This is a genomic window from Phenylobacterium sp., from assembly GCF_031412415.1.
GTDB lineage: Bacteria > Pseudomonadota > Alphaproteobacteria > Caulobacterales > Caulobacteraceae > Phenylobacterium.
Genome location: NZ_JANOCX010000042.1, coordinates 1 through 22,931, shown reverse-complemented (window position 1 = coordinate 22,931; position 22,931 = coordinate 1). Strand labels below are relative to the sequence as shown.

Below are 22,931 nucleotides of genomic sequence, written 5' to 3'. Positions count from 1 at the left end.
GGCCCGAAGTGCTCGTCCACGATCTTGAGCAGCGCCGCCATCCGTCCTCCGTGTGCGCGACCAACCCTGCAACCCTACCACGTCACAACGTCCGGCATCGAGGCCCCGACCTGGCGACAGACTCCCCTACTCCCACTCGATCGTGCCGGGAGGCTTGCTGGTCACGTCGTAGACCACTCGGTTGACGCCCCTCACCTCGTTGATGATCCGGGTGGCGCAGCGGCCCAGGACCTCCCACGGGAACTCGAAGAAGTCGGCGGTCATGCCGTCCGTCGAGGTGACGGCGCGGAGGGCCAGGACGCCCTCATAGGTGCGGGCGTCGCCCATGACGCCCACGGTCTTGACCGGCAGCAGCACGGCGAAGGCCTGCCAGATCTTGTCGTAGAGGCCGGCCTTGCGGATCTCGTCGAGATAGATGGCGTCGGCCTGCTGCAGGACGGCGACCTTCTCGCGGGTGATCTCGCCGGGAATCCGGATGGCCAGGCCCGGGCCCGGAAACGGGTGGCGTCCGACGAAGGCCGGCGGCAGGCCGAGTTCCACGCCCAGGTGGCGCACCTCATCCTTGAACAGCTCGCGCAGGGGCTCGACCAGCTTGAGCTTCATGTAGTCCGGGAGGCCGCCGACATTGTGGTGACTCTTGATCACCGCCGAGGGCCCGCCGCTGGCCGAGACGCTCTCGATCACGTCCGGATAGAGGGTGCCCTGGGCCAGGAAGGCCGCGCCCTCGATCTTCGCCGACTCCTTGTCGAACACCTCGATGAACAGCCGCCCGATGGTCTTGCGCTTGGTCTCGGGGTCAGAGACGCCCGCCAGTTCGCCCAGGAACAGATCGCCGGCGTCCACATGCACCAGGGGGATGTTGTAGTGGTCGCGGAACATGGTCACGACCTGCTCGGCCTCGTTGTGGCGCAGCAGGCCGGTATCGACGAAGACACAGGTAAGCTGGTCGCCGATGGCCTCGTGGATCAGCACCGCGGCCACCGAGGAATCCACCCCGCCGGACAGGCCGCAGATCACCCTGCCCTCGCCCACCTGGTCGCGGATCTTCTGGACCATCTCGCCGCGGAAGGCGGACATGGTCCAGTCGCCCTTCAGGCCCGCGATGCCGTGGACGAAGTTGCGCAGCATCTGGGCGCCACGGGGGGTGTGATGGACCTCCGGATGGAACTGGATGCCGTAGAAGCGACGGGCCTCGTCGGCGATGACCGCGTAGGGCGACCCCTCCGACGACGCCACCACCTGGAAGCCTTCGGGAATGGAGGTGATCTTGTCGCCGTGGCTCATCCAGACGGTCTCTTTCGAACCGATCTCGCCCAGACCCGCCAGCAGCGGGCTCTCGTGCTCGATCAGAATCTCGGCGCGGCCGAACTCCCGGGTGTGGCCGCCCTCGACCTTGCCGCCGAGCCGGTCGCACATGGTCATTTCGCCATAGCAGATGCCCAGGACCGGCACGCCCAGCTCGAAGACGCGTGGGGTGACCGCGGGGCTCGCCGCCTCATGGACGCTGGCGGGGCCGCCGGACAGGATGATCGCCTTGGGCCCGAAGGCGTCCAGTATCGCCTCCACCTTGTCGAAGGGATGGATCTCGCAATAGACGCCGCTCTCGCGCAGGCGCCGCGCTATGAGCTGGGTCACCTGGCTGCCGAAATCGACGATCAGGACGCGTTCGTGAGCGGGTTCGGTCATGGCCTTAAGTCCGTAGGATCACTTGGTTTTCTCCAGAACGGCGACGAAGAATCCGTCGGTGCCGGAGGCGCGGGGCGAGAGGCGCAGATAGCCCTCGTCCGTCAGGTGTCGAGTCAGGGCGGGGTTGTCACTCGCGGGCCGTACGGCGAAGCCCTGGGTCCGGGCGAGGAAGGCCGCGACGCGGTCCTCGTCCTCCTCAGGCAGGACCGAGCAGGTGACATAGACCAAGCGACCTCCGGGCTTCACGAACCCCGCCGCCAGGTCAAGCACAGCGTCCTGGTCCGCCATGCGTTGGGCGAAGGTCTCGGGCTTCAGCCGCCACTTGGTGTCGGGATGACGACGCCAGGCGCCTGAGCCGCTGCAAGGCGCGTCGATGAACACGACATCCATCTTGCCCGCCAGGTCCTTCAGCGGATCGGGATAGACCGGCGAGCGAATCTGCAGATTGCGGATTCCCGCCCGCTCCGAGCGACGCACGGTGTCGGCCAGCCGGCGGGCCTCGCTGTCATAGGCGTAGATCTGGCCGGTGTTTTCCATGGCGGCGGCGAGCGCCAGGGTCTTGCCCCCGCCCCCCGCGCAAAGGTCGAGCACCTGGGCGCCCTTGATGTCGCCGGCCGCCAGGGCGGCGATCTGCGAGGCGAGGTCCTGCACCTCGAACCAGCCCCGCGAGAAGGCCGGAATGGTTTCCAGCGAGCCGCCGCGCTGAGCCGGATCCGGCGCAGCCATTCGCAGGGCGTTGGGCAGGACGCCGCTCGGCTCCACGCCCAGCGGCGCCAAGGCCTTCAGCGCCTGTTCGGGATCGGTCTTCAGCGTGTTGACGCGCAGGTCGACCGGCGCGCGCTCGGCCAGCAGGGCGCCCTCAAGCGGCGCCTCATCTCCGAAGGCCCGGGCCATCGAAGGCTCCAGCCAATCCGGATAGTCCCCACGCACGGCGGGTGGGGCGTCGGCCATGTCGCGGGGCTGGGTCAGGGCGGCGCGTTCGGCTTGCGTCAGCGGGCCCGGACCGTGGGGTTCGTCGCCGGCAGCCTCGGCGATGCGCTCCACCGGCCAGTTCCAGAACACACCCAGGGCGGCCAGCGCCACGGCGCGCGGACTGTCGTCGCCCATGCGCCAGCCCAGCGAGCGCCTGCGGCGCAGCATGTCCAGCACCAGGCCCGAGACCCAGGCGCGGTCTTTCGACCCCGCATAGCGCGAAGCATCCCCCCACGCCTTGAGCGCCAGCCTCACAGGCCGGTGGCGCGTCTCGACGTCGGTGAGGATTTCGATGGCCGCGGAAAGGCGTCCGCCGTCACGCAAGGGCTTGGCTCACAGGAACACCGCCGCCGTGACCATCAGCGTGCCTGTGAAGGCCAGGGCCCACGCCAGGGTGCGCGCAAAGGGAATGGCCACCAGATAGAAGATCGGATGGAAGGCCCGGCCGACCGCATAAAGGACGCCGCCCCAAAGGGTCAGGTCACCCAGCTTGGCCGCCAGATAGGTCACGATGACCACCGCGGCGTGCAGCGGAAAGGTCTCCATGAAGTTCTCGAACGACCGCTTCAGCCGTCCGGCGCCGCCCGTGACCGGCATCGGCTCGTCGCGCGGGCCGGCGGCCCATTTCAGGTCTCCGCGCCCGCGGGTGGCCAGCGTCGCCCATAGAAGTTGGACAAGGCCGACCACGACCGCCGCGCCGAGCAGCAGCAGTTCTGGAGCGGGACCGGTCATACGGGGCTCGTATAGTTGGGGGCTTCACGGGTCATCATGACATCGTGAACGTGGCTCTCGCGCAGGCCGGCGCCGGTGATGCGGATGAACCGCGCCCGCTGCCGGAACTGTTCGAGGTCGGCCGCGCCGGTGTAGCCCATGGCCGCGCGCAGGCCGCCGACCATCTGGTGCAGGATGGCGTTGATCGGACCCTTGTAGGCGACCTGCCCCTCGATGCCTTCGGGCACCAGCTTCAGCGCCGAAACCTCCTTCTGGAAGTAGCGGTCGGCCGAACCATTGGCCGTGGACATGGCGCCCAGCGAGCCCATGCCGCGATAGGCCTTATACGAGCGGCCCTGGTACAGGAACACCTCGCCCGGCGCCTCGTCGGTGCCGGCGAAGGCCGAGCCCATCATGGCCACCTGGGCGCCCATGGCGAGCGCCTTGGCCAGGTCACCGGAATACTTGATCCCGCCGTCGGCGATCACCGGAACATCGGTGCCCAGGGCGGCGCGGACGGCGTCGGCGATGGCGGTCAGTTGCGGCACGCCCACCCCCGCCACGATGCGGGTGGTGCAGATGGAGCCCGGCCCGATGCCGACCTTCACCGCGTCGGCGCCGGCGTCGATCAGGGCGCGCGCGCCCTCATAGGTCGCGACATTGCCGGCGACGATCTGCACGCGATTGGTCTCGCGCTTCAGTCGGCCGACGGCCTTGCTGACATCGGCGTTGTGGCCGTGGGCGGTGTCGATGACCACGACGTCGACCCCGGCGTCGACCAGGGCCATGGACCGCTCATAGCCCGCGTCGCCCACCGTGGAGGCCGCGCCGACCAGCAGGCGGCCCTGCGCATCCTTGGCCGCGATCGGATGGGCCTGGGCCTTCTCCATGTCCTTCACGGTGATCAGCCCGACCGCGCGATAGGCGTCATCAACGACGATCAGCCGCTCGATCTTGTGCTGGCGCAGCAAGGCCTTGGCCTCGTCCTGGGTGCAGCCCTCGCGGACGGTGACCAAGTTGTCCTTGGTCATCAGGACCTTGGCCGGGACCTCGCTGGAGCCCTCGAACCGCATGTCACGGTTGGTGAGGATGCCGACCAGCTTGCCGGTGCCCGGCTCGACCACCGGGAAGCCGGAGATCTTGCGCCGCGCCTTGATCTCAAGGACCTCGCGCAGCGGGGTGTCGGGATTGATGGTCAGCGGATTGATGACCATGCCGCTCTCGTAGCGCTTCACCTCGCGCACCTGATCGGCCTGTTCCTCGGCCGTCATGTTGCGATGAAGCACCCCCAGGCCGCCCGCCTGGGCCATGGCGATAGCCAGGCGGCTCTCGGTCACGGTGTCCATGGCCGAGGACACGAGCGGTATGTTCAGACTGATTTCGCGTGTGAACTTGGTGGTGGTGTCCACCTGGGTGGGCATCACATCGGACGCGCCCGGTTCAAGCAAAACGTCGTCGAAGGTAAGACCTTCGCGAATCTCCATTGGAGTCTCCATTTTGCGAGCCGCGTATAGCGGTACGGCCCCCACGGCGGCAAGCGGAGTCTGGAGTGTCATGCTGTCACGGGCTCCCGGGTCCGGCGTTGGGCGGCGGCTATTTCGAAGATCGCCGCCGTCAGGGCCCGGGCGCAATCGGCCAGGGCGCGAACCAGCAGGGCGACACCGAAGAGTTGCAGGAAGAGGACGGTCGCGAAGCCCGTCGTCTGGGCCAGCGTTTCGCCGAAGCGGCCGTGCGCCTCGATCATGACCACCAAAGCCCCACCCCATCCCAGGTGCAGAACCAGCGAGGTCGCCAGTCGTTTGACGTCCTGGAAGGTGGTGTGTTCCGCCATGTCGAGCTTGTGCGCCGATTGCGGAATGGAGGAAATCGACATATTTGATACGAGATGTTCGGAAATCTCACATCTGGTCCCCTACCCTCGCTGAACGCCTTGCGCGCCTTCGAGGCCATGGCCAGGACCGGCAGGTCCACGCTCGCCGCCGACGAGCTGCACGTCACCCACAGCGCCGTCAGCCGGCAGGTGAAGGCCCTGGAAGAGAGCCTGGGCGTTCGCCTGTTCACCGGGCCCAAGCATCGCCTGGAGCTGACCGAGGCGGGGCGCAACCTGCTGCCGGCGCTGACATCAGCCTTCGACCAGATCGCCACGGCGGTCAGGCAGGCTCGAGGCGGAGCGCAAGACCTGCACGTCGCCGTCAACGCCAGCGTCTCGGTGAAGTGGCTGATCCCGCGAATGAGCGGCTTTGCCCAGGCCCATCCCGGCGTTCGGCTGCATCTGGCGGAACTGGCCCCCCATGCGACGTCGCATCGCGGGGCGCACGCGGTGGTGCGGCTGGTCCCGACCGGCCGATTGGCCGATCCGGACGCGACGGCCTTCATGCCCAATCACATCGGACCTGTGATGTCGCCGGCCTTGGCGGAGCGCTTCGCGGGCGAGGTGCTGAAGGCGCCACGCCTGGCGGCCCAGAGCCACCCCCAGGGCTGGGCGATCTGGGCGGCGCTGGTGGGGATGGAGCTTCCTCTGGGTCCTGAGCAACCCTTCGCCCACCTGCACTTCGCCCTGGACGCCGCGATCGCGGGCCTAGGCATGGCGGTCATGCCCTGGCCGCTTGTGGCCGACTATGTCGCGAGCGGACGCCTGGTCGCGCCCTTCGGGTTCAGGAAGGCCGAGAGCGCTTTCGCGTTGTTGGCCGCGCCGGGGGCGTCGAGCCGGGCGCTGGATCAGTTCCGGAAGTGGCTTGTGTCCGAGGGCGCCAAGACGCCCGCGCCGATCACCGCCCCTTGAACCCCGTGGCCACCAGATAGACCTCGGAACTGCCGGCTCGGCTGGCCTTGGGCTTGATGTGCTTCACGTCGTCGAAATGGCGTTTCAGGTGGTTGACCACTTCCCAGCTCTCTCCGCCCTGGAAGGCCTTGGAGATGAAGGCGCCGCCGGGCTTGAGCACGCTGATGGCGAAGTCGGCCGCGGCCTCGATCAGGCCGACGATGCGCAGGTGGTCGGTCTGCTTGTGGCCCACGGTGTTGGGCGCCATGTCCGAGAGCACCGCGTCGGGCGGCCCGCCCAACAGGTCGATCAACATCGGCCCGCAGGCCGGATCGGTGAAGTCCATCTCCAGGATGTGGGCCGGGCTGATCGGATCGACCGGCAGCAGGTCGACGCCGACGATATTGGTCACTCCGCGCTCGATGGCGACCTGGGTCCAGCCGCCCGGCGCCAGGCCCAGGTCGACGATGCGCGCGCCGGGCTTCAGAAGGCGCAGCTTGTCGTCCAGCTCGGTGAGCTTGTAGGCGGCCCGCGAGCGATAGCCGTGGGCGCGAGCCTTGGCGGCGAAGGGATCGTTGATCTGACGCGACAGCCAGGCCTGCGACGACGGCGTCCGGTCCCGGGCGGTTTTCAGGCGCTCCGGCGTGGCCCGACCTTCCTCGGTTCCGCCGGTGGGGCGTTTCACCATCCGCTTGCGTGGGGGCTCGTCGGTCATTCCGGAGCGTTTACAGGCGAAGCGCCCGGCGATCTACGGCCGCGACGCCGGCGGCGACGTTTGCGGCCGCTCCCGGCGTCCGACATCAGCGACATCAGAATGCCCTCCCGCAGGCCGCGGTCGGCGACCCGGACCCGCGTGCAGGGCCAAAGCTCCTGCACCGCCTGCAGGATCGCCGCGCCGGCCAGCACCAGGTCGGCGCGGTCGGGACCGATGCAGGGCTGCTCGGCCCGCTGGCGCGCGTTGAGCCCCAACAGCAGATTGGCCGCCGCGTCGCACTGGTCGCGGGTCATCCAGATTCCGTCCACCTGACTGCGGTCATATCGCCGCAGGCCCAGGTGCATTCCGGCCAAACTGGTGATCGCGCCGGAGGTGCCGACCAGATGGGCGCGGTCGGCGTCAAACACTTCCCGCATGGAATCGGCGTTTCGGAACGCAGCCAGCTCGGTCTTCACCGTCTCCACCATCTCGCGGAACCAGCCCTCCGTGACGGTCTCGCCCTCGGGAAACCGCTCGGCCAGCGTCACGACGCCGATGGGAATAGAGAGCCAGGCCTTGATCGGCAGGCGCCCCACCTCGAACCGGGCGATCTCGGATTCCAGCCCGCCCGCCTGAAGATCCACCCAGGACAGCTCGGTCGATCCGCCGCCGACATCGACGACCAGCGCCGCGTCGGCCTTGCGGTCCAGCAGGTTGAGACAACCGGCGACCGAGAGCTGCGCCTCCTCCCGCGGACTGATGATCTGAAGCTGCAATCCGGTCTCGGCGGCCACCCGCGCCACGAACTCCGGACCATTGGCCGCCGAGCGGCAGGCCTGTGTGGCTATGGCTTTCAGCTTCACGACACGGCGGCGACGCACCTTCTCGGCGCTGACCTTCAGCGCCGAGAGAGCCCGCTCCATGGCCGCGTCCGAAAGGCGGCCGGAGTGCCCTAGCCCCTCCCCCAACCGCACGATGCGGGAATAGGCCTCGACCACGCGAAAGCCGCGCCCGGCGGGCGTGGCGATCAGCAGCCGGCAGTTGTTTGTGCCTAGGTCGAGCGCGCCATAGCAGGGCGCTTCGGCCTCGCCGCGCGGTGCGGCGGACTCCGCTGCGAGCGTCACCGTTCCGTCGCCTCGACGGCGTAAGAATCTAGGGTCCGGAGACCGTTCTCATCGAACGGGCCCGAAGGCGCCTGAGGCATGGACCGCCACCGTCCTTGTGCAGGCGCAGAACTCGGCGCCTCGTTTCAGGAGAGACTGTATCAACATGGTTCGCCTCTCGGAAGGCGCAGCCTTGCACAAGGGCGCATGAGCGTTACGTTCACTTCCCGGTTAGGTGACGTGGTTTAGATTCTCCTTCATGGACGCTCGAATCGAAAAAGTTGGCGGCGACCTCGTCTCGCGACCCATGGTCATCATGGAGCCGCGCCTGGCGAAATACGCCATTGGACAGGTCGTTCGGCACCGTCACTTCCCCTTCCGGGGCGTGATCTTCGACGTCGACCCCACCTTCTCGAATACCGAGCAATGGTGGCAGTCGATCCCCGAGGACATCCGTCCGCGCAAGGACCAGCCGTTCTACCACCTGCTGGCGGAGAACGAGGAGAACGCCTACGTGGCCTATGTCTCCGAGCAGAACCTGCTGCCCGACGAGAGCGGCGAACCCATCGGCCACCCGCAGGCGTCGCTGATCTTCGAGAGCTTCACTGAAGGCCACTACAATCTGAAGCCGCGCATCAGCCACTAGGCCGAAGGCACGGGCGTTCGACGCCGCGCCGCTCTCGCGCAATCTTTCACCGCGACCCAGGCGTTTTCGCGCGCAGTTCGAACGGAAGTTTCGGAGATTCGCGGTCATTCTGACGCCATGAGCGCAGATGGCTTCAATTCCACACCTCCCCCCGGCGCGCGCGCCGATTGGACCATCGACCAGGACTGGGCCGCCTACACCCCGGCCGAGCATCAGGTCTGGACAACGCTCTATGAGCGCCAGGCCAAGCTGCTGCCGGGACGGGCCTGCGACGCCTTCCTGAACGGCCTCGACGCTCTGGACCTGCATCGCGGGGGCATTCCCGACTTCGCCAGGATCAATGAGGAGCTGACCCGGCTCACCGGCTGGAGCGTCGTCGCTGTCCCTGGTCTCGTGCCCGACGAGGTGTTCTTCGATCACCTGGCCAACCGCCGCTTCCCCGCCGGCCAGTTCATCCGCCAGCCCGACGAGTTGGACTACCTGGAGGAGCCCGACGTCTTCCATGACGTGTTCGGCCACGTGCCCATGCTCACCGATCCGACCTTCGCCGACTATATGCAGGCCTATGGCGAGGGCGGATTGCGCGCTCTGGGGCGGGGGCAACTGCACAATCTGGCGCGGCTCTACTGGTACACGGTCGAGTTCGGCCTATTGCAAACCCCGGAGGGCCTGCGGATCTACGGCGCGGGCATCGTCTCCAGCCGCGCCGAATCGATCTTCGCGCTGGACGATCCCTCCCCCAACCGTCTGGATTTCGACCTGGAACGGGTGATGCGCACCCCCTACCGGATCGACGATTTCCAGCAGGTCTATTTCGTCATCCCCTCGCTGCAGGCGCTCCTGGACGCGACGCTGCAGGATTTCAGCCGGCTCTATGAGCGCCTGGCCCGCCTGCCGGACATCGCCATCGACGCGATCGAGCCGGGTGAAGAGGTCTTCACGGCCGGGACCCAGGCCTACGCAAAGGCCGGCGGGCGTCTCGCCGAGAGTTAGCCGCCGGCGCGCTCGCGCTTGGCCAGGATCTCGATGTTCTGCCGCACCTTGGCTCGCTGTTGCGGCGTGAAGACCCGATAGCGCTGGCTCTTGGCGCTGAAAGCGGCGGTAATGTCCTCCGGCGTCACGAAGATGTAGCGCCCCTGGAAGCCCCCGGTGACAGGCGCGCCAGTGCGAAGGTGGAGTCCTTCCAGGGTCACAGCGCAGGACTCAAGGTTGCTGACCCCCGGCGCCATGGGCCGGAACTCCGGCTTGCCGTTCGGACCGTTCTCGGCGAGGCGCCAGCAGACCCCGGCGGTATCGGGCGCGGTCAGGGATTTGTCGCAGGCCGCCAGGCTTCCCGCCGCCGCCAATCCGATCAGAAGGCCACGCATGGCGGCGATGCTCCTCAGTAGTCTCGCCGCCAACGCACGGCGAGCTTGCCGTCGCCCTGGCCGGCCAGCTTGGAGATGATGGAGAGGTTTCGACCGATGCGCCACTCGACCTGCGCCGAGGGACCTTCGCGTCCGCCGCCGGTCAGTTCCAGATAGACGTCCTCGGTCAGGTACTTGCCGCCGGAGACCGTGACGCCCGACTCATCGCCGCCCGCCAGCGCCAGCCTGTCCAGTCCCGCGAAGTTGCGCAGGTTTCCGATCACGTCGAAGCCGCCGCCGCCGGCCAGGGACGACAAGGCCGAGGCCAACTGCGCGGCTTCAAGCGGCGAGAGCTGCGAGGCCGAGCGGCCGAACAGCACCTGGGACAGCACCTCGTCATTGGGCAACACCGGCGAGGAGGTGAGCGTGATCTCGGGCTTCGCCGCCGTGCCGCGGATCCGGACCACCGCCGTCAGCGATGGGTCGTCGCGGGTGGCCGACAGATCCAGGCGGATCGCCTGGGGCGATGTCGCCAGATAGACCACGCCGCGCTCGTCGAACTCGAACCGCTTGCCGGCGAAATCGTACTCGCCGCGCACCACACGCGCGGTGCCGGTCAGCGCCGGACGCGCGGTCGATCCGCCGACGTGGGCGTCCAGCGACAGCTCCACATCCAGGCCGCGGCCGCGCAGGAAGATGCGGCGCGGCGCCTTCAGGCGGACATCGAGCGCCACCGCCAGGCCCTTGCGCGCCACCGGCGCCAGCACGCTGGACAGGTCGGTCGGCTTGTTGCGCTCGACAACCTCCATGGTCACGACCCCGGACGGCGTGGCCAACTTGGCCGCCACGTCGGCCCGGTCGATGGTCAGGTCGCCCGCCAACCGCACCTTGCCGTCGGCGGCGCGATCGATGGTGGCCTGGCCCGACGCCGAGGCCGTCGCCTGGTCGTTGTCGATCAGCCGGAAACTCTTCAAGTCCAGGCGCAGAGTCGAGACGCCCTCGCGGAACAGACTGAACCTGCCAGATCCGGCGATCGTGCCGCCATGGCCGTCGGCGCCCGTGGCTTGAGTGACGTTGACGGCGTTGTCGGCGAAGCTGGCGCGCAGGGTGACGTCGCGCAGGGCCAGGCCCGTCGCGCCGTCGTTGAACTGGCCCTTGTCCAGCTGCGCCGTGCCGGTGGCGTTGGGGTCGGCCAGGGTGCCGCCCAGCGTGCCTTCCAGTCGGACGACGCCGGCTAGGTCGCGCTCCCCACTCATGACAAGATCCCACAGAGGCCTGACTTCGCCCTCCGCGAAGAACCGCCCGCGCAGGGGCCGGGTGCGAACAATGGCGACGCGGAACGGGCTGGCGCTGGCTTCCACCGCGAGAGTGACATCGGCGTCGGCCCGCAGACCCTGGGCGTTCGCCGCCGTCATGGCGAGCGTGAGCAGGTCCCCGTCCAGGCGTCCCTTCAGGGTCCCGTCGATCCCCTGATCGGCCGGCGACCCCCTGCCCCGGGCGTTGTCGAGCTTGGCGTCCAGGGTTCCGTCGAGGCGCCCCCCGCGTCCGGATAGGACGATGGTCGCGTCGGTTCGCCCCACCAGGTCCTCGCTTAGAACCCCTAGCCCCAGCCGCTGGACCTGGGCCCGGATGTCGGCGCTCTCGCGGCCCAGCTTGGCGTCCACGTTGATCAGGCCGCCATCCGAGGCCGCCAGCCTTAGCCTGGCCGTGTTCTCAGCCCCCCCGAAACCGATCAGCGCGGTCTCGGTGGTCTTCAGGTCGCGCCGACCAAACCTGCCCGTGCCATCGAAGGCGATCTGGAAGCCCGGCTGGACCCGGGACAGGACGCCCGATCCGTCCAGGGTCCAGCGTCCGTTGGTGGCGACGCCACGCAGCTCGGCCTTGTATGGCAACCGGTCCAGAGGGCCATCAGCCGAGACCGTTCCATCGCGGACCGCGAACTTCGCGCCGGGCAGCACGGCGTTGCGGGCCGCGAGGTTCAGGGTCGCCCGAGGTCCACCGGCGGCGTCCACGATCCTCACCGCGCCACTCACCTGACCACTCTCCAGGAAAGCGCCCTTGACCAAAGCGACCTGCAGGTCGGCCGCCGACGGGCTGGCGCGGCGGAGCGAGAGCGAGCCCTGGGCCGTCAGGCCCGCGGCGTTGAGCGACAGGTCCGTCAGGTCGACGCCGCCCGCGGGGAAGCGGAAGTCGGAACGGGCGGCGGCGGGGCCGTAGTCGCTGATCGCGTTGAGGGTCACGAGCCCGCTCGATCCGTGGGCGCGCCGCATGAAGCTTAGCGTCAGCTTGGCGTTCTTGAGCGGCAAGCGCGGCACGTCGATGGCCTCGAAATCGGCCAGCAAGTCGGCGCGTGGATTGGATAGCGAGCCGGTGACCGCGCCCGAGCCCTTGGCCTTGCCGGTGATCTCCACGGGGCCGGCTCGGAACGGCCCGTCGGCGGACCAGTCCAGCTTGAAGCGCAGGGCGCCGTCGGGGTCCAGCACCCCGCCCGCCGCCGCCTTCAACGCCGCGCCGTTGAGGTCGGCCTGCGAGACGGAGACCTTGCGACCTTCGATGTTGGCGCGGGCCTGGAGACGTGGAGCGGCCCCCAGCAGGCGGTCCAGTTCGCCAAACCCGCTGGCGAACCTCGCGCCCTTGGCGTCCAGCGCCAAGGTCCAGGGCTTGCCGACACCGCCCTGCGTCGCGCTCCAGTCGGCCGACAGGGCCCCCGACGCCCCCGGCCGCGCTTGAGCCAGATTGGAGAACGTCGCCTTGCCCTTGAAATTGAGGCCACCGACCAGGCCGCGACCACCGCTGGCCTGGACCATCAGGCCGACGCCGGTGGCGTCGAGACTGCGCAGCAGCAGCCGGCCATCGGCGAGGCGCGCGCCGTCGAACGCCGCCGTCGGCCGCGCGCCCAACAGGGCCGCGGCCAGGCCCGATCCACGGCCGCCCGCGCCGGCGATCCGGCCCTTCGCCGAGAGCACGCCGTCGCGGCGGGTCACCTCGACCGGCCCGGAGACGCGGTCCAGTCCATAGTCGCCAAGTGTGAGCCGAGCCAGATCGGCCACGCCAATGAACCGCAGGTCGTCGATCGTGCCGGTCAACCTGCCAGACACCTTGGCCGCACCCATGGGCGGACCGCCGGCGACCTTCGACAATTCGCCGGCCGAGGCGACCACGGAAAGACCCTGCGGCCCAAGCCGGCGCTCGCCTAGATTGCCAAGTCCCCGGGCCGCGAGCGACAGGTTCGCCGATACAACCCGAGCGTCGAGGTCGTACAACTCGCCCTGCGCCTTGCGGCCGGTGATCGCGAACGTCGCCTCTGGACCCAGGCGCGCCACCAGGGGCTGGGTGAGCCGCGAGGCGTCCAGGCGAACCCGTCCCTGCGCCGAGCCGCCTTGCGCGTTCCAGGCGCCCTGCGCGTCCAGCGGTTTGCTGGCGCCGGAGGTGGCGACCGCCGTGAACCGACCCTGCGCCCCCTCCCCGCGGGCCTGCGCCTTCAAGGCGAAGGCCTGATCGGCCGCCAGGCCCAGACTGCCGGCCAAGGCGCCCCCTCGGGCTTCCTCAGCGTCGGCGATGATCAGCAAGGGCCGCCCGCCCCCGAAGTCGAACTGAGCATTCAGGTGATCGCCCGGATGCAGGACGCTGGCCGCGGCGATCTTGCCCTTCTGGCCGCCGTTCCCCCGCTGGACGTCCAGGCTCATGACCACGTCGTAGACGCCGCGCCGATAGCTGAAGGCCGGCGCCATCTCGACCCGCGTCCGAACCTCGTCCAACACGATGGAGACCGGGAGGCCGCGCGATTTCGACTTGGGCGACAGGGTGGGCCGCCGCAGGACGGTCAACCGCTCGGCGACGACCTTGTCCGCATCCAGCTTGCGCCGAAACAGCTGAGCATAACGCCATGTAATCGCGACGTTCTTGGCCTCAAGCCAGACCCCCTTTTCGTCGCTGATCGTCAGGCGCCGGATGGTGAAGTCGCGCCAGACATCGCCGCCCAGCCCCTCGATCTTCAGCTTGCCGAAGCGGCCCAGCTTCAGGCCACTGGCGCGCGCCTCGATCAGCATCCGCCCCTGGGGCAGCAGCACGCCATAGCGGGTGGTCAGCAGCGCGCCGGCCAGCAGGAGGAACAGCACCGCGCATATGCCGATGATGATCTTGGGCAGCAGCGACGTCTTGGCGACCTTGGCCACCTCGTGGGCGATCTCCTCGACCACCTCGCCGACGGTTTCGTGTGGCGTTTCGGGGGGCGTGCTCAAAAGCTTTGCCCGATGCTGAGATAGATCTGGAAGGCCGCGTCGCCCTTGCGCCGATCCAGCGGAATGGCGATGTCGGCCCGGATGGGACCAAAGCCCAGGTCGTAGCGCACGCCCAAGCCCGCACCGGCGCTGAAATCGTCGCCGGCCGGGAACTGGCGGTCGCCGACCGCCCCGCCGTCGAGGAAGGCCACGACGCCCCAGCGTTGGCCGATCTTCTGGCGAACCTCGAACGAGGCCTCCAAGACCGAGGCCCCACCCTGGGGGGTGTTGTCGGCCAGGCGCGGCCCGATGGCCTGATAGGCATAACCGCGCACCGACCCTCCGCCGCCCGCGTAGAACCGCCGCGAGGCCGGGACCTCTGGCACCGAGCCGCCGATCATCGCCCCCGCCTTGATCCGCCCAGCTAGCACCGTGCGGGCGCGCGCGCCGAACGGCAGGTAGATCGAGCCCTGGGTTTGAACCTTGAGGTACGGCAGGCTCTCGTCGCCGGCGATGTATGTGGGTTCGGCCCTCACCTCCAGGCGCCAGCCGCGCTTGGGATCCAGCGGGTCGTCGGAGCGATCCAGCGAGGCAGCCGCCAGGATCGCGGCGGTCCAGAGGTCGCGGCCGAGCGGCGTCAGTAGCTTGGTCTGGGTCTCGGCGGTCTCGCTGTAATCCAGCGAGCCGCCCAGGGTGATGTACGAGGTCTTCCCGAACCGCCGCTGGACGTCGGCCCGCACGCCGAATCCGGTTTCGTCATAGGCGTCGGTCTTGATCTCGTAGATGGCCGCGGCGGACTTGAGCGTCTGCTGCGCGCGGCGCCAATGCGGCAGGGTCGCTTCGGCGACCACGCGGCTGTCGATGTCCGAGACCTGACCGCTGAACGACAGGGTGTCGGCACGGCCGAAGGTGTTGTAGCGCGTCCAGCGCGCATCGACGCCGACACCCTCGCTGGTCGAGTAGCTGGCGCCGAGCTGGATGGTGCGCGGCGCGCGATCGGCCAGGCTGACCACCACCGGGCGCAGGCCGTCAGATGTGGCGCGCTCCGGGCCGGCAAGGGAAACGGTGACCGAGTCATAGACCCCGGTGTCGAGCAGCCGACGCTCCAGCTCACCGACGTCCTCCGGATCGTAGACCTCGCCCGGGCGCCAGGGGGCCATCTGGTTGAGCCAGGCCCGCTTGGTCCGTTCGCCGCCGACGACGTCCAGACCGTTCAACCGCACCAGAGGACCGGCCTCGATGCGAAAGGTCGGCCGAACCGTCTTGTCGGCATGGTCGACGATCACGTCCCGAGGCGCGGGAGCGACGTCGGCATAGCCGCGCTTCTGGGCTGCGGCGACAATCCGCCCCTCGGCGCCCAGCACGTCGGCGGCGCGACCCGGCTGACCCGTGGCCAGGCCCATGACCGCCTCACCGGCCGCCTGCACGGCTAGGGATGGCGGCGTGTCGCCCCAGGAAATGGCGGGTTCGGCGATGGTGAAGCGCGGGCCCGGCGTGACCTTGATGACCGCCGGCGGCGGATCGCCCTCGCCGACGTCCGGTTCGACCTCATAGGCGTAGTAACCTTCGGAGCGCAGCACCGCGATGGCGCTCTCACCAGCTTCCCGCGCGCGGCGACGGGCTTCGAAGCGATTGCTGATCGGCTTGTCGGTCTCACCGATGGCGCGCGCCATGGTCTCGCGCAGAGCGCTCGGAAGTTCGCCCTCGATCGCGGCGCGCGGCGTCTCAGCGCGTGCAGCGCCGGGGGCACACAGGGCCGCAGACGCGGCGAATGCGACGACCAAACGCGCCACGCCAAACTTTCCTCTCGCGCCCCGACTGAGGGTTTATCCCGCGTCGCATCGCGATGTCACCCACGGCTCACCGCTCAAGTCGCTTTCCTGAGCGACCGAAACTTGCCCAAATGGTGAGCAGCCGCGCCACACAGGTTCGCCGATTCCGAAAAGCCGCCCTTTTTCCTAGAGCGGTTCCTAAGGTCGGAGAGGGACGCGGAGGACCAACGGGTGGAGTACGGCGTGGCGACGGCCCACAGTTCTGAAGACATGGCGAACGCGTCGGCCGTTGAGCCCAAGGCTTCGCTGAACGTGCCCTACGACGAGATGCTGACCCCCCGGGGCCTGGTGCGTCCGCACTACGCGGCGCTCGACGCGCGCATCACCACCTTGGCGGCCGCTGAAATGGCCGAGCGCCAGCGGGTCTTGGAACGCTACTTCCTACTCCAAGGCATCACCTTCACGGTCTATGGCGGCGAGAGCTCGACCGAGCGGATCATCCCAACCGATCTGCTGCCGCGAATCATCCCGGCCGATGAGTGGGCCAAGATCGAGGCGGGTCTGACCCAGCGGCTAAGGGCGCTGAACATGTTCCTCGCCGACATCTATGGCGAGCAGCAGATCCTGATGGATGGGGTGGTGCCGCGCGAACTGATCCTCAGCGCCCCCTCCTACCGCCGGGAAATGCAGAACCTGTTCGTGCCGCACCAAGCCTACGCCAATGTCTGCGGCTCCGACCTTATCCGCCAGACCGACGGCGCCTTCGCGGTGCTGGAGGATAATCTGCGGGTTCCCTCCGGCGTTTCCTACATGCTGGCCAACCGGGAGGCCTCGCGGCGGGCGTTCCCGGGCACCTTCCGGGCGGCCAATGTCCGGGCCATCGACCGCTACCCCGACCTGCTGCTCGCCACCCTGAAAAGCATGGCGGCCGACTGGCGTCCGAACCCGCAGGTCGCGGTCCTGACGCCGGGGGTCTACAACTCCGCCTATTACGAGCACGCCTATCTGGCCCGGCTGATGGGCTGCCCGCTGGTCGAGGGCCGCGATCTCGTGGTCCATGACAACATGGTCTACATGCGGACCACCACGGGCCTGCGGCGGATCGACGTGATCTATCGCCGGGTCGACGACGACTTCATCGATCCCCTCACCTTCCGTCGGGACTCAGGGCTGGGCGTGGCAGGCCTGTTCAACGCCTACCGCGCCGGCAATGTGGTGATCTGCAACGCGCCCGGCACCGGCGTGGCCGACGACAAGGCCGTCTACGCCTACGTTCCCGCGATCATCCGGTACTATCTCGGCGAGGACGCCATCCTGCCCAACATCGAGACCTATCTCTGCCGCGAGGCATCCCAGCTGAGCCACGTCCTGGCCAACCTCGACAAGCTGGTGGTCAAGGCGGTCGGTGCGTCGGGTGGATACGGAATGCTGATCGGTCCGCACGCCAGCAAGAAGGAGCGCGCCGACTTCGCCGAGGCGATCAAGGCCGATCCGGACAACTACATCGCTCAGCCCACAATCCAGCTCTCCACCGCACCCTGCCTGGTCGACGGCGCTATCGAGCCGCGCCACGTCGACCTGCGGCCATTCATCCTCTCCGGCGACAAGATCGTGGTGACGCCGGGCGCCCTGACCCGCGTCGCCCTGCGCAAGGGGTCGCTGGTCGTCAACTCCAGCCAGGGCGGCGGGTCGAAGGACACCTGGGTCCTGGCCGACGGCAAGGAGGCCAAGGCATGATGCTGTCCAATCTTCGTCGCAAGGGATCGCGGGCATGATGCTCGCGAGGGTCGCCGACAGCCTCTACTGGATCGGCCGTTACGTGGAACGGGCCGAGCACATGTGCCGGCTCTCCGACGTGATGCTCAACGCCACCCTGGATCGCACCGAGGGCGCGGCCCAGGTGGCCCGTATCGCGCTGGCGGCCGTCGGCGACACCAGCCGCGCGCACATCGCCAATCCGTACGAGGCGACCCTGGCCATGACGTTGGATCGCGAGGACCCGGGCTCCATCGTCTCGTCCCTGGCGCTGGCGCGTGAGAACGCGCGCCAGGTGCGTGACCAGATCACCACCGAGACCTGGGAACGGCTGAACCTGATCTATCTGAAGACGACCGGGCCGGACGCCGCCAAGGCGTTCGCCGACGGTTCGTCGGCTTTTCTGCACGACGTGATCGCCGACCTTCACCTGTTCCGCGGCGCGGCCGACGCCACCATGAGCCACGGCGAGGGCTGGCGGTTCCTGCTGCTGGGCATGTACCTGGAACGGGCCCAGCTGATCGGTCGCTTGCTGGAGGTCTGCTTCGGCGACCGCCGCCGCGGCGCGGTGGACGACCATTTCGCCATGGTCAGCGTCCTGCGGATGAGCTGTGCGCTGGAACCTTATCTGCGGCGCTACACCGCCGACATCCAGCCGCGCAAGATCCTGGAGTTCCTGCTGCTGGACGCGGATTTCCCCCGCTCCATCCGCTTCTCGACCGCGCGGATCGAGGAGCACCTGACCGCCGCCAGCCGCTATGTGGACGCTGGCCACGCCGGACCCGAACGCCTCGCCGGCCGCCTCAAGGCCCGCCTGCAGTATGCCGACATGGACGAGCTGGAAGTCGCCGGCGCCAGCGCCCTGCTCTCCACCGTTCTCGACGAGTGCATCGGCATCCACAAGTCGGTCTACGAGACCTTCGTCCACTACTCCCTCGAAATGCGACTGCCCGCGTGAGGCGCTGACCGATGCTCTTGGAAGTCCGCCACGTCACCCAGTACCACTACGCCGAGCCCGTGCGTGAAAGCGTCATGGAGGTCTGGATGCAACCTCAGAAGGGCGCGCGCCAGCGGCTGGTGAGCTTCGAGCTGGACCTGGACCCCGCCGCCCAGCTCTTCTCCTACGCCGACCCGTTCGGCAACGCCGTCTACCACTTCGACGTGCCCCAGCCGCACGACCGGCTGAACATCGTCGCCCGATCGGCGGTGGAAACCCAGGCGCCCGCCGCCCTGCCCGAAGCCCTGGACATGGGTGAATGGGACCGCCTGCGCAGCGACTTCGTCCGCGGGGAGAACTTCGACTTCCTGCGCCATCATGGCTTCGCGGTGGAGACGCCAGCGCTCAAGGCTTTCGTCGCCGAGCGCAAGATCGACGATCTGAAGATCCTGGATCCGCTGCGCGCCGTCCGCGAGCTGTCCAAGATCATCTACGAGTCCTTCGATTACGAGGCCGGCGTCACCCACGCCGACAGCCCTATCGACCTCGCGCTGGAGGCGCGGCGCGGCGTCTGTCAGGACTTCACCCACATCATGCTGGCCAACTGCCGGGCGTGGGGCATCCCCGCGCGCTACGTCTCCGGATACCTGTTCACCGACCGCAAGGCCGGCGACCGCTCGGACCCCGACGCCACCCACGCCTGGGTGGAGGTCTTCCTGCCGTCCACACGCTGGATCGGCCTGGACCCCACCAACAACGTCATCGCCGGCGAACGTCACATCGCCGCGGCGCTGGGCCGCGACTACGACGACGTGCCGCCCTCCCGGGGCGTCTATAAGGGCGAGGCCGAAAGCCAGCTCGCCGTGGGCGTCTCCGTGCGCCGCGCCCGCGCGGCGATCACCGAGCCGGAGTTCATCAGGGTCGCCCAGCCCTCGTTCTCGCGCGCCGGACGGCGACGGGGATCGGCGGGGGGCCAAGTCTATGACCAGCAGCTTCAGCAGCAACAGCAGCAGCAGTAAAGTCGCGACGCGTCAGACGTTCATGCGGAAGAACGCGACCGCCAACAACGCCGCGCCCAGCAGTATGAAGGCGATCTCGATGACGATCGCGCGACGCGGCGAGGTCCGCAGACGCGCGAGAAAGCGAAGGATGGGGGTCATGGGCGCGGATGCTGTCTGCGCCTTGCCAACTCGTCAAGGTAGTTGGCGCCGAATTACGCGCTAAAGATGTATGACCGCTGCGCCGCCAGGCCCAGACGCTCCCCCGAGCCGAACCGCCCCGCGAGGTCGCGCGAGAACGCCGCCTCGATCCGCTGACCGCCCGAGGTCAAGCCATCAACCCGCACCACCGGACCGCTGGAGGCGACCCGCTCGGTGGTCAGGAACAGGCTCTCCTGGCCAGGGGTTGCCACCGTGAACTCATGCGGCCGCACGAAGGCCACCGCCGCGCCGTCGGCCACGCCCTGCGCCGGAAGTTCAATCTCGGCCGACCGGAAGCGTCCGCCTTTGACCGCGCCCTCGAACCGATTGGCCTCGCCGACAAAGCCGCAGACGAAGGCGCCGATCGGCTCGTCATGCACCTCGTGTGGCTTGCCGACCTGTTCGATGGCGCCGTTGTTGAGGATCGCGACCCGGTCGGCGAGTTCCAACGCCTCTTCCTGGTCGTGGGTGACGAAGATGGTGGTGACGCCGGTGGCGTCATGGATCCGACGCAGCTCCTTGCGCAGCGACTTGCGCACCGTCGCGTCCAGGGCGCCGAAGGGCTCGTCCAGCAACAGGACGCTGGGATTGACCGCCAGGGCGCGGGCGAGCGCCACCCGCTGGCGCTGCCCCCCCGAGAGCTGGGCCGGGTATCGGTTCCCAAGATCGCCCAGTTCCACCAGGTTCAGCAATTCGTTGACCCGGTCGGCGATCTCCGACTTGGACGGCTTGTCTGCGCCCTTGCGCACGTCCAGTCCGAAGGCGACGTTACGCGCCACGGTCATGTGCCGGAACAGGGCGTATTGCTGGAAGACGAAGCCCACCCGCCGCGCCGCCGCGCTGGCGTAGGTCATGTCCTGGTCGCCATAGAGCACCTGACCCTTTTCGGGGAACTCCAGGCCGGCGATGACGCGCAGCAGCGTCGTCTTGCCCGAGCCCGAGGGACCGAGCAGCGCCAGCAGCTCGCCGTCGGCGATCTCCAGGCTGACCTGGTTGAGCGCCGGATAGCGGCCGAAGGTCTTCTCCACCGAGCGGATGGAAATGGTCATTTCGGATGCATCTCTCTAGTGGCGGCCGGGCCGCGACTGCGGCTGGATCAGTTCGAGACCGGCCTTCAGCACCAGGGTGGCGATGGCCAGGAAGCAAAGCAGGGCGGCGACGGCGAAGGCGCCGACGAAATCGTACTCGTTGTAGAGGATCTCCACATGCAGCGGCATGGTGTTGGTCAGGCCGCGAATGTGGCCCGAGACCACCGACACCGCGCCGAACTCGCCCATCGCCCGCGCATTGCAGAGCAGCACCCCGTAGAGCAGGCCCCAGCGGATGTTGGGCGCCGTCACGCTCCAGAACGCGCGTAGGCCCGAGGCGCCCATGGAGACGGCGGCTTCTTCCTCGTCCACCCCCTGCTCCTGCATCAGCGGGATCAGCTCACGGGCGATGAAGGGGAAGGTGACGAAGATGGTCGCCAGCACGATGCCGGGGATCGCGAAGATCACCTTGATGTCGTGCTCGATCAGCCAGGGCCCGAACCAGCCCTGGGCGCCGAACACCAGCACATAGATCAGGCCCGCCACCACCGGCGACACCGAGAACGGCAGGTCGATCAGGGTGATCAAGAAGGCCTTGCCCGGAAACTGATGCTTGGCGATGGCCCAGGCCGCGCAGATGCCGAAGGCCGCGTTGAACGGCACGGTGATCGCCGCGGTGATCAGGGTGAGCCTGATCGAGGCCTGGGCGTCCTCCTGCGCGATGGCCTCCAGCGCCGGACCGAGGCCCTTGCGCAGGGCCTCGAAGAACACCGTGACCATGGGCAGGATCAGCACGCTAACCAGGAACACCGCGACGATGGCCAGGATAAGCGCCTTGGCCCAGGCCGGGTCCTCGGTGGGATGACGCATGCGACGGCTCATGAGAAGCGCCTCGCCCAGGCCTGAATGGCGTTGATCACGAACAACATCAGGAAGGATACGCCCAGCATCACCACCGCCACCGTGGCCGCCCCGGCGTAGTCGTACTGCTCCAGCTCGATGACGATCAGCAGCGGCGCGATCTCCGAGACATAGGGCATGTTGCCGGCGATGAAGATCACCGAGCCGTACTCGCCGACCCCCCGGGCGAAGGCCAGGGCGAAGCCGGTCAGCCAGGCGGGACCCAGCGCCGGCAGGATCACGCGCGCGATGGTGTCCAGGCGGTTGGCGCCCAGGCTGGCGGCCGCCTCCTCCACGTCATGCGCCAGGTCGCGCATGACCGGCTCCAGGGTCCGCACCACGAAGGGCAGGCCGATGAAAGTGAGCGCGATCACGACGCCCAGCGGCGTGTAGGCGATCTTGATTCCGGTCGGGGTGAACAACGACCCCACCCAGCCGTTCGGAGCGTACAGCGTCGCCAGCGCGATGCCCGCCACCGCGGTCGGCAGGGCGAACGGCAGGTCGATGATCCCGTTGACCAGGCTCTTTAAGGGAAACTCATAGCGGACCAGCGCCCAGCACGTGAGCACCCCGAAGACACCGTTGATCGTGGCCGCCACCAGGGCCGCTCCGAACGAGAGGCGATAGGCGGTCAAGGCCCGCGTGTTGAAGGCTGCGTCGAGGAATTCCGGGAAGCTCTGCTCCGACGCCTTGAGCACGACCGCGACCAACGGGATCAGCACCACGATCGACAGGACCGATAGCGTGACGCCCATTGTCAGCGAGAAGCCGGGAATCGCCGAGCGACGTCGGAACATCGGCCGACGGGCCGGCGCGGGGAGCGCGGTGTCTGGTCTGTGGCTCGCGGTCATGCGGTGGTGCGTGGCCCCGGTTGAAACGTCTATACGCCGACACAAAAGCGGTTGGCTGCGCTTCGGTCCGCAGCTTGGCTAATTCCTACTTCGCCAATCGACAATATAGATTTTCTAAGAGCGCGGCACGAAAGCCTGCGCATCGCGGCGCTGGCAGCTGAAGCAGTGGCGGCGCGATCGAGAGCCGCCTCGGTCTTGGGCCGCTCGGCCGCCGCGCCGGCGCGGCGCTGTTGCCAGGCGAACAGGGCGACGCCGATCACGATGGCCAGGGTGATCGGCAAGGCCAGCATCTGGCGCAGGGAGGGCGGCCCGCTCACCCGGTCAGGCCCATCGTATAGCCGCCCGCGACC

Annotated in this window: 21 protein-coding genes; 6 read left to right on the top strand and 15 right to left on the bottom strand. The window is 68.3% G+C overall.

The window, feature by feature from the left end; translation table 11 throughout:
- Positions 1 to 126: 126 nt before the first annotated feature.
- The 5 genes from guaA to RMO04_RS02050 all read right to left on the bottom strand — a co-directional run bounded on the left by guaA (position 127) and on the right by RMO04_RS02050 (position 5,200).
- Complete coding sequence (gene guaA / locus RMO04_RS02070; protein WP_309643134.1) at positions 127 to 1,686, bottom strand: glutamine-hydrolyzing GMP synthase; 1,560 nt, start codon at positions 1,684 to 1,686, stop codon at positions 127 to 129.
- A gap of 18 nt (positions 1,687 to 1,704) precedes the next feature.
- Positions 1,705 to 2,982 (bottom strand): RsmB/NOP family class I SAM-dependent RNA methyltransferase, encoded by a 1,278-nt coding sequence (locus RMO04_RS02065; protein ID WP_309643133.1) that lies wholly within the window; start codon positions 2,980 to 2,982, stop codon positions 1,705 to 1,707.
- Between the two features lie 9 nt (positions 2,983 to 2,991).
- Positions 2,992 to 3,390 carry an MAPEG family protein gene (locus tag RMO04_RS02060; protein WP_309643132.1) on the bottom strand — a complete coding sequence of 133 codons (399 nt, stop codon included), beginning with the start codon at positions 3,388 to 3,390 and terminating at the stop codon, positions 2,992 to 2,994.
- Positions 3,387 to 4,853, bottom strand: coding sequence for an IMP dehydrogenase (gene guaB / locus RMO04_RS02055; RefSeq protein ID WP_309643131.1), 1,467 nt, complete (start codon positions 4,851 to 4,853; stop codon positions 3,387 to 3,389). The genes RMO04_RS02060 and guaB overlap by 4 nt, the downstream gene beginning before the upstream one ends.
- A gap of 68 nt (positions 4,854 to 4,921) precedes the next feature.
- Positions 4,922 to 5,200, bottom strand: coding sequence for a hypothetical protein (locus RMO04_RS02050; RefSeq protein WP_309643130.1), 279 nt, complete (start codon positions 5,198 to 5,200; stop codon positions 4,922 to 4,924).
- Between the two features lie 54 nt (positions 5,201 to 5,254).
- On the opposite strand from RMO04_RS02050, the gene RMO04_RS02045 reads away from it, so the two are divergent.
- Positions 5,255 to 6,151 carry a LysR family transcriptional regulator gene (locus tag RMO04_RS02045; protein WP_309643129.1) on the top strand — a complete coding sequence of 299 codons (897 nt, stop codon included), beginning with the start codon at positions 5,255 to 5,257 and terminating at the stop codon, positions 6,149 to 6,151.
- Here RMO04_RS02045 and RMO04_RS02040 read toward each other — a convergent pair.
- The gene (locus RMO04_RS02040; RefSeq protein ID WP_309643128.1) at positions 6,138 to 6,845 is read right to left on the bottom strand and encodes an RlmE family RNA methyltransferase; all 708 of its coding nucleotides are present in this window, start codon (positions 6,843 to 6,845) and stop codon (positions 6,138 to 6,140) included. The genes RMO04_RS02045 and RMO04_RS02040 overlap by 14 nt on opposite strands.
- Positions 6,842 to 7,948 carry a Ppx/GppA phosphatase family protein gene (locus RMO04_RS02035; protein WP_309643127.1) on the bottom strand — a complete coding sequence of 369 codons (1,107 nt, stop codon included), beginning with the start codon at positions 7,946 to 7,948 and terminating at the stop codon, positions 6,842 to 6,844. Before RMO04_RS02035 ends, RMO04_RS02040 begins: the two co-directional genes overlap by 4 nt.
- Positions 7,949 to 8,243: 295 nt before the next feature.
- On the opposite strand from RMO04_RS02035, the gene hspQ reads away from it, so the two are divergent.
- Positions 8,244 to 8,573 (top strand): heat shock protein HspQ, encoded by a 330-nt coding sequence (hspQ, locus tag RMO04_RS02030; RefSeq protein ID WP_305584057.1) that lies wholly within the window; start codon positions 8,244 to 8,246, stop codon positions 8,571 to 8,573.
- A gap of 117 nt (positions 8,574 to 8,690) precedes the next feature.
- Positions 8,691 to 9,566 (top strand): phenylalanine 4-monooxygenase, encoded by an 876-nt coding sequence (gene phhA / locus RMO04_RS02025; RefSeq protein WP_309643126.1) that lies wholly within the window; start codon positions 8,691 to 8,693, stop codon positions 9,564 to 9,566.
- Here the strand turns inward: phhA and RMO04_RS02020 are convergent.
- Genes RMO04_RS02020 through RMO04_RS02010 form a run of 3 tightly spaced genes read right to left on the bottom strand, consistent with a single transcriptional unit; the run spans position 9,563 to position 15,812 of the window.
- Positions 9,563 to 9,940, bottom strand: coding sequence for a hypothetical protein (locus RMO04_RS02020; protein WP_309643125.1), 378 nt, complete (start codon positions 9,938 to 9,940; stop codon positions 9,563 to 9,565). The genes phhA and RMO04_RS02020 overlap by 4 nt on opposite strands.
- Positions 9,941 to 9,954: 14 nt before the next feature.
- Positions 9,955 to 14,160 carry a translocation/assembly module TamB domain-containing protein gene (locus RMO04_RS02015; RefSeq protein ID WP_309643124.1) on the bottom strand — a complete coding sequence of 1,402 codons (4,206 nt, stop codon included), beginning with the start codon at positions 14,158 to 14,160 and terminating at the stop codon, positions 9,955 to 9,957.
- Positions 14,157 to 15,812 carry an autotransporter assembly complex family protein gene (locus tag RMO04_RS02010; RefSeq protein WP_309643123.1) on the bottom strand — a complete coding sequence of 552 codons (1,656 nt, stop codon included), beginning with the start codon at positions 15,810 to 15,812 and terminating at the stop codon, positions 14,157 to 14,159. Before RMO04_RS02010 ends, RMO04_RS02015 begins: the two co-directional genes overlap by 4 nt.
- 369 nt (positions 15,813 to 16,181) lie before the next feature.
- Here RMO04_RS02010 and RMO04_RS02005 point away from each other — a divergent pair, with 369 nt between their 5' ends.
- Genes RMO04_RS02005 through RMO04_RS01995 form a run of 3 tightly spaced genes read left to right on the top strand, consistent with a single transcriptional unit; the run spans position 16,182 to position 19,622 of the window.
- Complete coding sequence (locus tag RMO04_RS02005; RefSeq protein ID WP_309643122.1) at positions 16,182 to 17,648, top strand: circularly permuted type 2 ATP-grasp protein; 1,467 nt, start codon at positions 16,182 to 16,184, stop codon at positions 17,646 to 17,648.
- Positions 17,649 to 17,682: 34 nt separating this feature from the next.
- Positions 17,683 to 18,624: an alpha-E domain-containing protein gene (locus RMO04_RS02000; RefSeq protein ID WP_309643121.1), complete on the top strand. Its 942-nt coding sequence runs from the start codon at positions 17,683 to 17,685 to the stop codon at positions 18,622 to 18,624.
- Between the two features lie 11 nt (positions 18,625 to 18,635).
- On the top strand, positions 18,636 to 19,622 hold the full coding sequence (locus tag RMO04_RS01995; protein ID WP_309643120.1) for a transglutaminase family protein: 987 nt from the start codon (positions 18,636 to 18,638) through the stop codon (positions 19,620 to 19,622).
- 12 nt (positions 19,623 to 19,634) lie between these two features.
- Here RMO04_RS01995 and RMO04_RS01990 read toward each other — a convergent pair whose 3' ends face one another.
- The 5 genes from RMO04_RS01990 to RMO04_RS01970 all read right to left on the bottom strand — a co-directional run.
- Positions 19,635 to 19,763, bottom strand: coding sequence for a hypothetical protein (locus RMO04_RS01990; protein WP_309643119.1), 129 nt, complete (start codon positions 19,761 to 19,763; stop codon positions 19,635 to 19,637).
- A gap of 53 nt (positions 19,764 to 19,816) precedes the next feature.
- Positions 19,817 to 20,851 (bottom strand): sulfate/molybdate ABC transporter ATP-binding protein, encoded by a 1,035-nt coding sequence (locus RMO04_RS01985; protein WP_309643118.1) that lies wholly within the window; start codon positions 20,849 to 20,851, stop codon positions 19,817 to 19,819.
- Between the two features lie 15 nt (positions 20,852 to 20,866).
- Entirely contained in the window at positions 20,867 to 21,712 is an 846-nt protein-coding gene (cysW, locus tag RMO04_RS01980; RefSeq protein WP_309643117.1) for a sulfate ABC transporter permease subunit CysW, read from the bottom strand.
- Positions 21,709 to 22,581 carry a sulfate ABC transporter permease subunit CysT gene (gene cysT, locus RMO04_RS01975; RefSeq protein WP_309643116.1) on the bottom strand — a complete coding sequence of 291 codons (873 nt, stop codon included), beginning with the start codon at positions 22,579 to 22,581 and terminating at the stop codon, positions 21,709 to 21,711. The genes cysW and cysT overlap by 4 nt, the downstream gene beginning before the upstream one ends.
- Positions 22,582 to 22,610: 29 nt before the next feature.
- Positions 22,611 to 22,931, bottom strand: a 321-nt coding sequence (locus RMO04_RS01970) for a hypothetical protein (protein ID WP_309643115.1), incomplete at its 5' end; no start/stop codon positions are given.